The organism is Kosakonia sp. ML.JS2a (genome assembly GCF_025642095.1).
GTDB lineage: Bacteria > Pseudomonadota > Gammaproteobacteria > Enterobacterales > Enterobacteriaceae.
Map to the genome: position 1 here is coordinate 2,052,209 of NZ_CP106754.1, position 14,109 is coordinate 2,066,317.

The 14,109-nt window shown below is 54.1% G+C and carries 19 protein-coding genes; 6 read left to right on the plus strand and 13 right to left on the minus strand.

The features are described 5' to 3' along the window. Positions 1-273: 273 nt before the first annotated feature. Together N7922_RS09830 and N7922_RS09835 are read left to right on the plus strand one after the other, a co-directional pair. On the plus strand, positions 274-972 hold the full coding sequence (locus N7922_RS09830) for a phosphohydrolase (protein WP_263100361.1): 699 nt from the start codon (positions 274-276) through the stop codon (positions 970-972). 12 nt (positions 973-984) lie between these two features. After that, positions 985-1,467 (plus strand): very short patch repair endonuclease, encoded by a 483-nt coding sequence (locus N7922_RS09835; protein WP_263100362.1) that lies wholly within the window; start codon positions 985-987, stop codon positions 1,465-1,467. Between the two features lie 31 nt (positions 1,468-1,498). Here N7922_RS09835 and yedA read toward each other — a convergent pair whose 3' ends face one another. After that, positions 1,499-2,410: a drug/metabolite exporter YedA gene (yedA, locus tag N7922_RS09840; protein ID WP_263100363.1), complete on the minus strand. Its 912-nt coding sequence runs from the start codon at positions 2,408-2,410 to the stop codon at positions 1,499-1,501. A gap of 198 nt (positions 2,411-2,608) precedes the next feature. Between yedA and N7922_RS09845 the strand changes: the two genes are divergently transcribed. The 3 genes from N7922_RS09845 (at position 2,609) to dgcQ (ending at position 5,601) form a co-directional block, all read left to right on the plus strand. After that, positions 2,609-3,520, plus strand: coding sequence for a DUF808 domain-containing protein (locus tag N7922_RS09845; protein WP_263100364.1), 912 nt, complete (start codon positions 2,609-2,611; stop codon positions 3,518-3,520). A gap of 79 nt (positions 3,521-3,599) precedes the next feature. Beyond that, entirely contained in the window at positions 3,600-3,782 is a 183-nt protein-coding gene (locus N7922_RS09850; protein WP_263100366.1) for a YodC family protein, read from the plus strand. A 109-nt stretch (positions 3,783-3,891) separates the two neighbouring features. Then, complete coding sequence (dgcQ, locus tag N7922_RS09855) at positions 3,892-5,601, plus strand: cellulose biosynthesis regulator diguanylate cyclase DgcQ (RefSeq protein WP_411554188.1); 1,710 nt, start codon at positions 3,892-3,894, stop codon at positions 5,599-5,601. Here the strand turns inward: dgcQ and N7922_RS09860 are convergent. After that, entirely contained in the window at positions 5,559-6,395 is an 837-nt protein-coding gene (locus N7922_RS09860) for a mannosyl-3-phosphoglycerate phosphatase-related protein (protein ID WP_263100369.1), read from the minus strand. The genes dgcQ and N7922_RS09860 overlap by 43 nt on opposite strands. A gap of 308 nt (positions 6,396-6,703) precedes the next feature. Then, positions 6,704-6,934 carry a YodD family peroxide/acid resistance protein gene (gene yodD / locus N7922_RS09865; protein ID WP_263100370.1) on the minus strand — a complete coding sequence of 77 codons (231 nt, stop codon included), beginning with the start codon at positions 6,932-6,934 and terminating at the stop codon, positions 6,704-6,706. A gap of 128 nt (positions 6,935-7,062) precedes the next feature. Between yodD and dsrB the strand changes: the two genes are divergently transcribed. Then, positions 7,063-7,251 carry a protein DsrB gene (dsrB, locus tag N7922_RS09870; RefSeq protein WP_263100372.1) on the plus strand — a complete coding sequence of 63 codons (189 nt, stop codon included), beginning with the start codon at positions 7,063-7,065 and terminating at the stop codon, positions 7,249-7,251. Between the two features lie 45 nt (positions 7,252-7,296). Here dsrB and rcsA read toward each other — a convergent pair whose 3' ends face one another. The 10 genes from rcsA to fliJ form a co-directional block, all read right to left on the minus strand. Continuing rightward, complete coding sequence (rcsA, locus tag N7922_RS09875; RefSeq protein WP_061494280.1) at positions 7,297-7,920, minus strand: transcriptional regulator RcsA; 624 nt, start codon at positions 7,918-7,920, stop codon at positions 7,297-7,299. Positions 7,921-8,197: 277 nt separating this feature from the next. Then, entirely contained in the window at positions 8,198-8,995 is a 798-nt protein-coding gene (fliR, locus tag N7922_RS09880) for a flagellar biosynthetic protein FliR (RefSeq protein WP_263100373.1), read from the minus strand. Between the two features lie 8 nt (positions 8,996-9,003). Further along, on the minus strand, positions 9,004-9,273 hold the full coding sequence (fliQ, locus tag N7922_RS09885) for a flagellar biosynthesis protein FliQ (protein ID WP_061494282.1): 270 nt from the start codon (positions 9,271-9,273) through the stop codon (positions 9,004-9,006). Between the two features lie 9 nt (positions 9,274-9,282). Continuing rightward, positions 9,283-10,020, minus strand: a complete 738-nt coding sequence (gene fliP / locus N7922_RS09890) for a flagellar type III secretion system pore protein FliP (RefSeq protein WP_061494283.1) — start codon at positions 10,018-10,020, stop codon at positions 9,283-9,285. Next, positions 10,020-10,394: a flagellar biosynthetic protein FliO gene (gene fliO / locus N7922_RS09895; RefSeq protein WP_061494284.1), complete on the minus strand. Its 375-nt coding sequence runs from the start codon at positions 10,392-10,394 to the stop codon at positions 10,020-10,022. The genes fliP and fliO overlap by 1 nt, the downstream gene beginning before the upstream one ends. Positions 10,395-10,401: 7 nt before the next feature. Continuing rightward, a complete protein-coding gene (gene fliN, locus N7922_RS09900; protein WP_263100375.1) occupies positions 10,402-10,821 on the minus strand; it encodes a flagellar motor switch protein FliN in 420 nt (139 codons plus the stop codon). Continuing rightward, positions 10,818-11,822: a flagellar motor switch protein FliM gene (gene fliM, locus N7922_RS09905; RefSeq protein ID WP_263100376.1), complete on the minus strand. Its 1,005-nt coding sequence runs from the start codon at positions 11,820-11,822 to the stop codon at positions 10,818-10,820. The genes fliN and fliM overlap by 4 nt, the downstream gene beginning before the upstream one ends. Before the next feature lie 4 nt (positions 11,823-11,826). Then, a complete protein-coding gene (fliL, locus tag N7922_RS09910) occupies positions 11,827-12,297 on the minus strand; it encodes a flagellar basal body-associated protein FliL (RefSeq protein ID WP_263100378.1) in 471 nt (156 codons plus the stop codon). Between the two features lie 103 nt (positions 12,298-12,400). Continuing rightward, positions 12,401-13,660, minus strand: a complete 1,260-nt coding sequence (gene fliK, locus N7922_RS09915; protein WP_263100379.1) for a flagellar hook length control protein FliK — start codon at positions 13,658-13,660, stop codon at positions 12,401-12,403. Next, entirely contained in the window at positions 13,657-14,100 is a 444-nt protein-coding gene (gene fliJ, locus N7922_RS09920; RefSeq protein ID WP_061494289.1) for a flagellar export protein FliJ, read from the minus strand. Before fliJ ends, fliK begins: the two co-directional genes overlap by 4 nt. Between the last annotated feature and the right edge of the window lie 9 nt (positions 14,101-14,109).

Sequence of the window (14,109 nt, forward strand, 5' to 3'; positions counted from 1 at the left end):
TCCTGACAGATAATGCCAGGATACCTTGTCAAATAGTGACAATAATTAAAACTCAGAGAGGTTATTAATAAGGCGAGAGCATCATGGCACAATTAACCTGATAAATAAATAGCTGCCGGGGAAATATACGCATTATTTTAATATTAATATTTCCTTGGGGGATATTTTGCTTGTAACCATAAAACAGTTTAATATCCGAATGTCATTTTCGTGCGATAATTGCTCGTTATAATCCGTACGATGCTATCGTTATCGTTTTAACCTGGAGCAACAATGACTATCAATGACTGGCAGCACCGGTTTGATGTATGGATCCGCCACCACTTTAATCATGCAGATGCTGCGCACGACGTCTCGCATTTTCGCCGCGTATGGAAAACGGCGCAAACCCTGATGCAGGGGCAACAGGTGGATGCTCTGGTGATCCTGACTGCTTGCTATTTCCACGACATTGTCAGCCTACCGAAGAACCACCCGCAGCGGCACTTATCTTCAGTGATGGCAGCGCAGAAAACCGCCGATGTGCTGGGCAAGGATTTTCCCGATTACCCGCAAAAGGCAGTGCCAGCGGTATGCCACGCCATTGAAGCACACAGTTTCAGCGCTGGCATTGCGGCGCAGACACTGGAGGCGAAAATTGTGCAAGATGCCGACAGACTGGAATCATTAGGTGCTATTGGGCTGGCACGGGTGTTTGCCGTTTCTGGCTCGTTGGGCGTTGCACTGTTCGATGGCGACGATCCTTTCGCGGCGCAGCGGGAACTGGATGACCGCGCGTATGCCCTCGATCACTTTCGTTGCAAACTGCTGAAGCTTCCCGCCACGATGCAAACGGAAAAGGGGCGTGAACTGGCCCGCAGTAACGCCGATTTTCTGGTGCATTACATGGCCAAGTTGAGCGCCGAATTACAGGGCGATTTTCAGCACATTGACGATGATGTGTTGCGCCGCTTTGGTTCCCACGCCCTGTAGCGGAGTAAGAGAATGGCGGATGTGCACGACAAAGCAACCCGTAGCAAGAACATGCGCGCGATCGCCACGCGGGATACGGCCATCGAGAAGCGGCTGGCAGGCTGCCTGCAATCACTCGGACTGGATTTTCGTGTACAGGACGCCGCTTTACCGGGGCGTCCTGATTTTGTGCTGGATAACTACCGTTGCGTGATATTTACCCACGGCTGCTTCTGGCATCGCCACCGGTGTCATCTGTTTAAAGTCCCGGCGACGCGCACCGATTTCTGGCTGGAGAAGATAGGCAAAAACGTAGCGCGGGATAAGCGCGACTGCGGTTTGCTGCGCGAACAGGGATGGCGGGTGTTAATTGTCTGGGAATGCGCGTTGCGCGGAAAACTGAAGTTGAGCGACCAGGCGCTGAGCGAGCGCCTGGAAGAGTGGGTTTGTGAAGGCGGTGCTCTCGCGCAGATCGATACGCAAGGGATCCATGCCGTCGTGGATATTGCTGAATAGCCTCCCTCTGAAGGCGGCTATTCAGCCTGTATTACTTTTCCGCTTCACACGGGGTGACAACGGGTCGCTGCGGCAGCAGGTACTTGCCCAGCGTGACCAGTACCACCGCCATAATAATAATCCCCAGCGCCAGCCACTCGACGGGCGAAAGGTGTTCGCCGGCAAACCCGGTGCCGAGCAGCACGGCGACCACCGGATTGACGTAAGCATAGCTGGTCGCCACGGCCGGAGAGACATTGCGAATCAGGTACATATAGGCGTTAATCGCGATGATAGAACCGAACAGCGCCAGGTACCCCACCGCCATAAAGCCCTGCAGCGAAGGCAGCCGGGTCAGTCGCTCACCGGTTAACGCCGAGGCCGCCAGCAGCACGATGCCCGCCGCCAGCATTTCGATAGCACCCGCCATCATCCCAACGGGCAGCGCAATACGCGAGCCATACACCGAGCCAAAGGCCCAGCTCATCGACCCCACCAGAATCATCAATGCCCCCCACGGATTGCCGCTTAAGTTTCCGCCGCTGTTGAGCAAAATAATCCCCGCCAGACCAATGGCGATACCAAACCACTCAAGTTTTCGCGTAGCAATGCCGAAAAAGTGGCTGAAGCACAAGGTAAATAGTGGCACGGTGGCGACCACGACCGCCGCGATACCGGATGGCACATTTTGATGTTCGGCGACAGTGACGAACCCGTTGCCGACCGCCAGCAGCAGTACGCCAAGTAATGCGGCGTTCAGCATTGGGCGCAGAGGCGGCAGTTTATGCCCACTCAATAACAAACAGGTTGTCAGGACGACACCCGCAGAGAGGAAACGGACGCCAGCCATCATCAATGGTGGCCAGCTTTCAACGCCAACGCGGATAACAAAGTACGTGGAGCCCCAAATAATGTAGAGCGCAAAAAGCGCGCCAATAAGCGGTAAAACATGCCTGAAACGCATAACCCACCCAGGAAAAGATAAGAGGCTTATAGTTAACGTCAAAACTACCGGGCTGGCGAGTGGTTAATTGCGAAGAAAGTGTTAAATTTTTGTTGACACCAGCAGGGCGTTTCCGCGTAGCGTTTTTTACCGCATACTGAGGGAACGCAGGCAGTACCTGCGCGCTTTTGTGCAACATAATCAATAAGGAAGGATATTTTGGCAGGAAGTAGTTTATTGACCTTACTGGACGACATTGCCACATTGCTGGATGACATTTCGGTGATGGGCAAACTGGCGGCGAAAAAGACCGCTGGCGTGCTGGGCGACGATCTGTCGCTCAATGCGCAACAAGTCGCCGGGGTGCGTGCGAACCGCGAGTTGCCGGTGGTGTGGAGCGTAGCGAGAGGGTCGCTGCTGAACAAGGTTATCCTCGTGCCGCTGGCACTGTTGATCAGCGCAGTGATCCCGTGGGCCATCACGCCGCTGCTGATGCTGGGCGGGGCGTTTCTCTGTTTTGAAGGTGTGGAAAAAGTGCTGCATACCTTTGAAGCGAGAAAACATAAAGAGAGCCCTGAAGCGCGCCAACAGCGCCTGGAAGCCCTGGCGGCGCAGGATCCGCAGCAGTTCGAGAAAGACAAAATCAAAGGTGCTGTGCGCACGGACTTTATTCTGTCGGCGGAAATCGTCGCAATCACACTCGGCATTGTTGCAGACGCGCCATTGCTCAACCAGGTGCTGATCCTGTCGGGCATTGCCGTGCTGGTGACGGTGGGCGTTTACGGCCTGGTGGGCATTATCGTTAAGCTCGACGACATGGGCTACTGGCTGGTGGAGAAAAACGGCGTACTGGCGCAGGGCGTAGGGAAAGGATTGCTGTTCGCTGCCCCCTGGTTGATGAAAATATTGTCGGTGGTCGGTACGCTGGCCATGTTCCTGGTCGGCGGCGGCATCGTGGTGCACGGTATTGCGCCGTTGCACCACGCAGTAGAGCAATTTGCCGCCGGGCAGAATGCTGTGTTGCAGACGCTTACGCCAGTGCTGGCGAACCTGGTGCTGGGCTTTGTGATTGGTGCGGTGGTCGTTGCGGTAATGAAAGGGATAACGCGTTTGCGGGGTGCGGCTGAATAAAATCTTACGGCCGGCATTATGCAAAATAAACAAACTTCGTCTAAGGTGAAAAAGTTTCGCCCTGATACAGGAGGCAGTGATGGTCTTTTTGGTCAGTGATGAAGTGATACCCAAAAATGGTGGTCCGCGCATGATCGTCACCGGCTATGCCAGCGGTATGGTGGAGTGTCGGTGGTATGACGGCTACGGCGTCAAACGGGAAGCCTTTCGTGAAGATGAACTGATGCCTGGCGACAGGAAAAGGATCCACGAGGAGGTTTAATCCCTTAAAACGCCCGGCAATGCCGGGCGTTTTTATTGCCCGCAGGCCGGGTGAGGCCGTGAATTGCGGGACTAAAGCACAGCGAAACAGCGCATATCAGGGCTCCTGTATGCGGCAGGAAAATGTCGTGAAAGAAAAAAGGCGGCTTGGAAACCTAAAGAAGTATTTCTCCCCGGCGCGGGTGGTTAACCTGTGTTTTGTCATCGTGGTGGTGTGTTCCACCATTCTCACCTGGCGTGAAGTTATCGTCCTGGAAGGCGCGTATGTCGCCAGCCAGCGAAGTATGCTGGAAAACGTCAGCAATGCGCTGGACAGGCATATGCAGGTCGGTGTGGATCGCTTACTCTTTTTTCGCAACGGCATGCAGTCCGCGTTACAGACGCCGCTGGCATTTGACGTCATGCGCAATGTGCAAAATGGGTTTGAGCAGCAACGACACTTGCCACAGTGGAATATCGAACTGGATAACCGCCGGACATTGCCGCTGTATGGCGTCTCCGATTATTTTGTCGATCAAAGCGAACTGCTCAACCGTGACCATCCACTGCTGCACAATGAGCTGACGGCTGCCATGGAGCTCGGTTATCTGTTTCGCCTCTCCGCCAATGCAGGGATGCTGCCGCGCCGTGCTTATTACGTCTCCCGCGCCGGCTTTTTTGTCGCCACCCATCCGCTGGAAAATAGCCAGCAGATTATCCCGACCTATTATCACTTACTGATGCGGCCGTGGTTTACCGATCAGAGTGAGCGTGAAAATCGCGCCCGTGCAGTGCGCTGGTTCACCGATCAGGCTGATGGCGGGCAGAGCGATAAGGGATTTGTTATCGCCAGCGCTCCCCTGGACTACAGAGATTACTGGTTTGGTGTGCTGGCGATGAGTTTTCCGGTGGAGGCGATTGCGCAACTGTTGAACGATGCGCGGGAAGGGCAGAATAAGGGCGAATATCAGCTCTATAACAGCCAGTTTCAGCTATTAACCCACGCGCCGGACGTCAGCCATACAGAACCGACGTTCACTGCGGACCAACAGACCCGGTTGATGGACGGGATGGCGCGCGATACCCGTGGCGGGCTGCGTTTCGGGACGCGTTATGTGAGCTGGCAGAAACTGCGGCACTTTGACGGCTTCATCGTGCGTATTCAAACATTGCGCGAGGGTCTGCAAGGGGATTTTGGCAGCATTAGCATTGCACTGGCGCTGTTGTGGGTGCTGTTTACCGCCATGCTGCTGTTTGCCTGGGCGGTGATCCGCCGGATGGTCAACAACATGTACAGCATGCAAAATACCCTGCAATGGCAGGCGTGGTACGACCCGCTTACCCGCTTGTGCAATCGCGGCGCACTGTTTGAACGGGCGAAAATCTTAACGGAAGAGGGGCGGGAGCAGCAGCAACCTTTTGCCATCATCCAGATCGATCTCGACCATTTCAAAAACGTTAACGACCGCTATGGCCATCAGGCGGGCGATTTGGTGTTGTCACATGCAGCGGGCCTGATCAGCAGCACGATTGGCAGCGAGGATGTGGCCGGGCGCGTAGGGGGAGAAGAGTTCTGCGTTTTACTGCCGGGCAGTACGCTTGAACAAGCTGCTCGCGTTGCCGAGCGGATTCGTGCGCGCATTCGCGGTAAGGAGATACTGATCCATAAGCATACGACCATTCGCATTAGCGCTTCGCTCGGCGTCAGCGGCGCACTGGAGAGCGGCAGCTACGATTTTGAAACGCTGCAATCCATTGCTGACAGCCGGTTATACCGGGCGAAAAACAGTGGGCGTAATCAGGTTTGCTCGGAAGATGTTGCACCAAAGCCAAAGAAGTGATCCAGGCCTTCACGCCAGCCAGCGGCGCCTTCGCATTGCGAATGGTACACCCGCTCTGGCGTATCTTTACGCAGTCGTACGCCCTGGCGATTCAGGCCTTTCACGACGATCGCGTGATCGACGCTGTCCAGCAACGGGGCATCGTTAGGGCCATCGCCCAGCCCAATGGTGAAGGCGCGTTTTCCGGTGTAATGGCGGTACTGGCGGGTTAACCAGTTTACCGCCTGATCTTTACCGCCGCGTTCGTCGAGCACATGCCAGAAACGCGCGCCCTGAACAAAACATAACCCCAGCCCTGCGAGAGCGGTATCGAAAGCCGCCATGCGTTCATCACTGTCCCGCCAGATTAACGTTTCCGATGCCTCCTGCAGGCGCGCCAGGCTGGCTTGCGCCGGGGGCAATCCGGTAATCTCCGCCAGTATGCGCTCGTCGAGCTCGTCAAAGGTGGTAAACTTCCACCCCTGTTTTTGCCGTAGCTGGTTCAACACTCTGGCGATTTCGTCATGGGGTGAGCCGGTGATAATCCGCGGGTAGCTGTCATGATCCTGCCAGCGTTCGTCAAGCTGGATCACTGCGCCATTTTCGGCGATAAACGGCAACCCCTGAAGTCCGAGTGTTTTTTGCAGGTCAATCATTTCGGCGGCGGTTTTGCTGCTGCATAAAATGACCGGGATATGATGCTGGCGAAGCCGTTCAAGCCAGCCGGCAGCAGCGTGCCAGTCGCCGGTATGGCTGTCGCACAGGGTGCCGTCGACATCGGTAAAAACCAGCAGTGGTGAGTCCAGATCTGGCATATTCCGCTCCTTTCGTTTTTCTCAAGACGGGGGAGTTAAGCATCATCTTGCCTGGCGCATGCCATTCACACGTACAGGTGATTTTTTTTCGTTATTTTTCCTCTGTACTGAGTGTCCTCGGCGGTAGCGCTTTGTATCCAATGGAATACACTTGTTTACCTAATTATTTGTTTTATCGATAATTCTTGTCTTAATTCGCGTTTGTCGTTAGAGTTTCCCCTACATCAGATTCCCTGGTGTACGAATTTTTAAGTGCTTCTTGCGCAAGCAAGTTTCCTCCCGGTTGCTGCTGCAACCGGGAGTTTTCTTTAGCGGTTTACCTCAGTGATGCTGAAGTCGTGCACGTCCAGCTCGAACGCTTCCGCCAGTTCCCGCCAGGTATGATATTCCCTGCCATCCACGCTCACGCGTTGACCATCCTCGTCGTTAACCCGATGGATTTCACTTTCGCTAATTTCATTAATCGCCGCCAGCAGGGCGTCCACGTCAACGTTGACGTCGCGCTTGGCGGTTTCGCTGTACTCTTTCACCGTTTTCATGCCGTCACCTCTTTCGCAGTCCCACGGCTAAGTATAGACGGTAGAAAAAATCGCCAGCTAAACGCCGGGGGCGCTGCCAGCCAGAGGCTTTTGTTCTACACTGGCGTAAATGCAACAGGAGGGTAAATATGAAGGTTAACGATCGGGTTACGGTCAAAACGGACGGGGGTCCACGCCGTCCGGGGGTGGTATTGGCTGTTGAAGCGTTCAATGAAGGTACAATGTACCTGGTGTCACTGGAAGACTACCCGCTCGGAATCTGGTTCTTTAATGAAAAAGATCACGCAGACGGGGTTTTCGTCGAAAAAGCAGATTAATTTCTTCGCCCTCCTGAGAGGGAGGGTGAATAAATAACAATTTCTTCAACGCATATTAACAAATATACCCGACGTGACGTTGTCTGTCAGACGCACAACATGGTAAATCACTTGTTTATTATGCGTTTTAATCTTTCTTTTAATATTCCCCTTATGTGATGATACCGTCTTGGCTTTAATATTCATCTGATCGGAGATTTGGATCGTATCCTGTCCTGACATCCACATTTTTAACATACTGGACTCGGTACGACTCAATGACAGCGTGGGTAAATTAATGGTGCCAACGCTTTTCTTCTCTTTGTTGAGATAGTCCCCCAGAATATTATCCAGCGACTCAGGCTTGATTGATTTAGAACTAATCAATAAGTTTTTACGTACCAATAGGTATTCATCAAAGTGGATGTTGGCAATTGCCATAAACACGATAAATAGTGTACGGGGATGCTGATTAATGACTTGCTTAATGTGTTGACTGCTGCTTGGGTCATGGATAAAGCAGTCCTCATTAATAAACACCACGGATGGCTGGAATGTGGCGCAAGCTGATTCGAGTTCATCAACGGTTTTTATATCGTTGATATCTCGTTTTTTAACCCCCCGACTTGTCAGATACCCTGTTAATCCCAACCGGGTATAACTGCATAAATCCATAATAATCGTTGACATGGCATACCCTCACTCAATGCGTAACGATAATTCACCACCGCCGGAAGCTTCAGAAGCCATACAGGAAAAAAACTGATATTACTGAAGTGCGACACGAAACTTCAGGCGAACCCACTATCCCGTAAAGTTACGTATAATTTGCCAGGAATCTTCTTAAAGTAAAGTAAATGTTGCGTTCTGTGAGACCGTTAAAAACAAATAAGCCGCGCCAGTTATATCCTGGAAGATGTTTTGCAAATTTAACTTTAGGATTATCCTCAAAAAGACAATGCCAATGCTAGGGGTTTGTATTCTGAGGCAGTTCACTAACGATATCAGCTAACAGATTGAAAATCTCGCTGAATAATCGTTCGCAGAAAGGGGCGACCAGCGGCATCATCGCTGCCATCAGTAAAATCCCAACGCTAAGCGTAATGGGAAAACCGATGACAAACACCGATAACTGCGGTGCCATGCGATTCAACAGGCCAAGGGAGAGGTTAATGGTCAGCAGTAAGGTAATGATTGGTAATGCCAGCATCAGCCCATTGACGAAAATCAGTCCTGCCGAGCGCGTCAAGGCCAGAAACGCATTACCGCTTACCGGGTCGCCGCCAATCGGCAGTGTGTGGAAGGTATCGACCAGCATGGAAATAAGCCACAAATGACCATTGAAGGTCAGGAACAGCAACAGCGCCAGCATGTCCAGAATACGCGCCAGTACCGGCATGTTCAGGTGACTGGTGGGATCGACAAAGGTGGCGAAAGAGAGGCCCATTTGCAGGCCGATAAGTTCACCCGCGGTGCGGATAGCGGCAAAGGCGAATTGCATGGTAAAACCGAGCGCAATGCCAATCAGCATTTGCTGCATCGCCACCCACAACGCTGCGACAGAGAAGATCGGCACATTCGGCACTACCGGGAGCGTCGGGGCAATCACGATGGTAATGACTATCCCCAGACCGAGTTTCACGCGGCGAGGGATGCGTGATTCACTGAGGATCGGTGCGCTCATAATCAGCGCCAGCACACGCACCAACGGCCAGAAATACATGTTAAGCCATTGCAGCCACTGATCGCTGGTGATGTTCAGCATAAGCGGGATTACCCGATGATATAGGGAATGTTATTGAACAGACCGCGCATATAATCGAGCAGCAAATTCAGCATCCACGGCCCGGCAACTACAATCGCCACAAACACCGCGATGATTTTCGGGATAAAGGAGAGCGTCATTTCGTTGATTTGCGTCGCCGCCTGCAAAATACTGATCACAAGCCCGGTCACCAGGGCGACCAGCAGCAGGGGAGCAGCGAGAGCGAGTGCAACTTTCATCGCCTCGGTGCCCATCATCATGACCGATTCAGGTGTCATGCTTTACTCCTAACTGTAAAAACTCTGCGCCAGCGAACCGACCAGCAGCTGCCAGCCATCCACCAGTACAAACAACATCAGTTTGAATGGCAGGGCAATGGTCGCTGGCGGCACCATCATCATCCCCAGCGCCATTAGCACACTGGCGATCACGAGGTCGATAATCAGGAACGGAATGAAAATGGTAAAACCGATCTGGAAGGCGGTTTTCAGCTCGCTGGTCACATAGGCGGGCAGCAAAATGCGCATCGGTACGGCTTCCGGACCTTCAATTGGCGGCGTATTAGCAAGCCGGGCGAACAGGGCCAGATCGGCCTGGCGCGTCTGGCGCAGCATAAATTCACGCAGGGGTTGCGCGCCACGTTCCAGCGCCACATCCACGGAAATTTTGTTTTCACTGAACGGCTGATAGGCGTCGGTGTAAATCTTATCGATCACCGGCGACATAATGAAAAAGGTCAAAAACAACGCCAGTCCGAGCAGTACCTGGTTTGGCGGCGCAGAGGGTGTGCCCAGCGCATTTCGCAGCAGGCCAAAGACGATGATGATGCGGGTAAAGCTGGTCATCATCAGCAAAACGGCAGGCAGGAAGGTGAGGGAGGTAATAAATACCAGCGTCTGCACCGGCAGCGACCAACTCTGGCCGCCGTTTGCCAGCGGTTGGCTTACCAGACCGGGGAGTTGAGCAAATGCGGCTGGCGCAAACAGAAACAGCCCGGCCAGCGCAAAGGATAACAAACGGCGCATCAGGATCTCCCGGAACGCTTAAGCAAATTCTTCATCACGGACTGAAAGTCCGCATTTTTCTCGTTCACGACTTCACTTTCGGCAGGCGCGGGAGGAAGCTTGTGCAACAGATTGATTTGGGTCGGGGTGACGCCCAGCACCAGGCGCGCGTCTTCAACATCGACGATCACCACGCGTTCACGCGGACCGACCGTTGTGCTGGCGCTGACTTTCAAACCCCGGGTGCCGGCGGTTCTACCACCAAAACCCAGTCGTTTCGCCAGCCACGCGGCAATCAGGATCACGGCAATAATGCCAAACAGCGCGCCACTGACTTGCAGCAGTGGCGAACCGGGAACGGCGGAAGGTTGGCTAACCGTGGCCTGTGTTCTCATACGTGCCTCAACGGCTCAGACGGCGCATACGCTCGGAAGGCGTGATGATATCAGTGATACGCACGCCGTATTTATCGGCAACGACCACTACCTCACCCTGCGCAATCAGATAACCGTTAATCAGGATATCCAGCGGTTCACCCGCCAGTCCGTCCAGTGCAACCACGGAACCCTGCGTCAGACGCAGCAGCTCTTTAATGGTCATCCGGGTACGGCCCAGTTCAACGGTCAGTTTGACCGGGATATCCATAATCAGGTCGATATCCTGGAGATTGCCGCCAACATCACCACCACCAAGCTGCTGGAACACAGCGTCAGCCGCGCTCTTACCGCCCGTCGGCGTGGTTTTTTGTTCGTTCAACGCGTCAGCCCACAGATCGTCCAGTGCTCCGCTGTTCTCATCGGACGGATTGTTCATATCACTCATTTGGGCTGTTCCTCATTCAGCGAATTCAAAATCGGGTTTATCAAATGCTCTACGCGTAACGCATATTGTCCGTTGACTGTGCCGTACTGACTGGTAAGCACCGGTACACCGTCCACATGAGCGATAATGCGATCGGGTTTATCAATCGGCAGTACATCACCGGGTTTGAGCTTAAGTATCTGCGACAGACGCAGGGGAATATCCGCAAAATTAGCGATCAAATTCAGCTCTGAGTGCTGAACCTGGCGGACCAGGTTATCACGCCAGTTCTGGTCTTCGCTGCGGGAGTTTTCCAGCGGCGGGTTAACCAGCATTTCGCGCAGCGGTTCAATCATGCTGAACGGCAGACAGATATTGAATTCACCCGTCAGGTTACCGATTTCCACATGGAACGGGGTGTTAACAACGATGTCGTTTGGCGATGTGGTAATGTTCGTAAACTTAACCTGCATCTCAGAACGCACGTATTCAACGTCCAGCGGGTTAATCGCCTTCCACGCGTCGCTGTAGGCCTCAAGCGCCAGTTTCAGCATGCGGTTAATCACGCGCTGTTCAGTGTGCGTGAATTCACGGCCTTCCACTTTGGTTGGAAAACGCCCGTCGCCACCGAACAGGTTATCCACGGCGATAAATACCAGACTTGGCGAGAACACAAACAAGCCGGTACCGCGCAGCGGTTTCAGGTGGATCAGGTTAAGGTTGGTCGGAACCGGCAAGTTACGCGCAAATTCATGGTATGGCTGAATGCGGATCGCGCCGACGGTAATATCCGGGCTACGACGCAGCAAGTTGAACAGGCCCATACGGAACTGGCGCGCAAAACGTTCGTTGATGATCTCCAGCGCCTGCAGACGTTCACGTACCACGCGGCGCTGTGTATTCGGGTCATAGGGGCGAATGTCATTGTCGCCGCCCATACCCGGTTGCGGATCATCGCTCTTATCGCTGTCTCCGTTGAGCAGCGCATCGATTTCGGCCTGAGAAAGAATACTATCGCCCATGTTATTACCGCAAAATGAAAGCTGTATAAAGGACGTCAGTGACTTCCTGCTTCGGTTGTCCTTGCACTAACGGCGTTGCGAGTGTTTCTTTAATCGCAGTGGCGAGTTTCTGTTTACCGTCGTCGGTTGCGAGCTGTGTCGCGTCCTGACGTGAGAACAGCAGCAGCAAACGGCTGCGCACTTCCGGCAAGTATTCGCTCAGTCGGGCGCGCGTCGCGTCATCTTTCAGACGCAGCGTAATACCGACATACAGCACGCGATCGGCATCGCCCAGGTTCACAGTAAAGGTGTCCAGCGCGAAGAAGACCGGTGCCGGCGGCGGCGGAGGTGGCTCCGCTTTCGCGCTGGCCGCAGGTTTCTGTTGCATATGCCAATAACTATAGCCAGCGATGGCGCATGCTGCGAGGGTGATTAACACCAGCAGCGGGATCCAGATATTGCGCTTGCGTTTTTTGGTAATAGCGGAGTCAGTCATCTGATACGAGCTTCCTGTTAATACTGCCTATGAGCTGATTATCCCGTGTCTTGCTTCCGCCAAAGCGCGGAAAAGACGGGGATAATCATGCTACCTCGGGCGTTTAGGCAAAGATGTCGACAGCGCCGTTACCGCGAGCGGCGGACTGCAGGCTCGCAGGGGTGACTAATGCTTCATCATCGTCGCTACCAAACAGATCGCCGGAACCGGAACGTGATGCCTGCTGTTGCTGAGAAGACTGTTGTTGCTGGCCTGCAAAGCTCTCGCTACTGATATTGCTCTGACCCAACTGGATGCCACTTTCAGCAAGAGAGGTGCGCAGCACCGGCAATGCAGCTTCCAGTGCCTGGCGAACGTGGCTATGGGCCGAAACCATTTGCAGTTGCGCCTGGTTGTCTTCCAGCTTGATAGAGATCTGCACCTGCCCCAGATCTTCCGGGTGTAAACGCAGTTCCGCACTCTGCTGTCCCTGACGGGTGAACAGGGTGACGTGCTGGCTAAGATTCTGCTGCCACTCATGGCTACCCAACGGCGCGCTGAGCACCGGCGCGGCTACTGGGGCGCTGGCCTGCGCTGCGCCGGTGGTGGTTGTAACCGGCGCAATGCTTGCGATGGTATTGGTGGTCTGCTGCACGGCGTTATCCGTTTCTTTGCGTGATGCCAGTGCGGCCGCAAAGGCGGTGGATTGCTGTGCATCGTCGGCAACCTGAAGCGTGCTGGCGGCGGCGTCATGCGTGCCTTTCGCGGTGGCACGCGGCAGATCGGTACCCGTGTCGGCCGTCAGCGCATTCGTGTTCAGGGCGCGGTTTGCCGCTGCACCCACATCAATGGCGCTGGTGGCGGTGGTGGTAACCGGTTGCGCAGCCGTCAGTTGCTGCGTCTGCTGGTGCGGTAGCATGGCCATCAGTGCGCTGAGATTAGCGAGATCTTCATCGCTTAAGTCCGTTTTCTCATCGGCCGCTTTCGCGGTTTTCGTCAGCGCAGCCAGCACATCCGTTTGGGCGGAAGGGGTCAGGCCGGAGAGCAGGTTCTGCACATTGGCATTGCTTTCAGCGGTCGCCGTGGCGTCGGTTTTCATGCTTTGGCGCGCCAGCATGCCGGCCAGTTTTTGCGCCGGGGTTTGCGCCTCGTCACCGGACGCGGCGGCCAGCTTACCTTTCGCCAGCTTGCCGCTTAACGCGGCGGCCTGCAGGTCAGCGAGGGTCAGGGGGGCATCGCCCTCTTGCCCTTGTGCGCCAGTGCCGGACATCGCACCGGTGAGCAGGGCGAGGAAGTCCTGAGCGGAATCACCGCCAGCCTTGCCTGTTTGCGTGCCGGTGGTTGCATCTGATTCTGTAACTAGCAGTTTTTGCAAGGTGATCATTCTGTTTTCCTCAGGGACGCTCGCTGTGCAAACTCATCCATTTTCTTCTGATCGAGACGGTTTTCCGCCAGTAACGCTGCGGCGCTTTGCCTGTCCTGCAATGTTTGCCAGGCCTGCAGACGTTGCTTTTTCTCCCGCCAGCAACCCAGCGCGACATCGACTTTCTGGGTCCACTGCGCCAGTTGATGGCGGTGTTGCTCGATAGCTTTTTCCAGCGTCTGAATAAACTGCTGATAGTTTTGCCAGCGCTGATTATCAATGCCCTGACTCATATCGTTATTCAGACTGCTACGGTACTCATGCTGATAGTCGATCAGCATTTTTAATTGTTCTTCTGCTTGCTGGCAGCCCCGACGCATCTCGCCAAGTCTCAGCGCGGCGTCTTCAACTTCTTTTTCTGCCAAATCTTTAAGCGTCGTCAATGCGCTATTTTGCGTCATGAAGTCAGC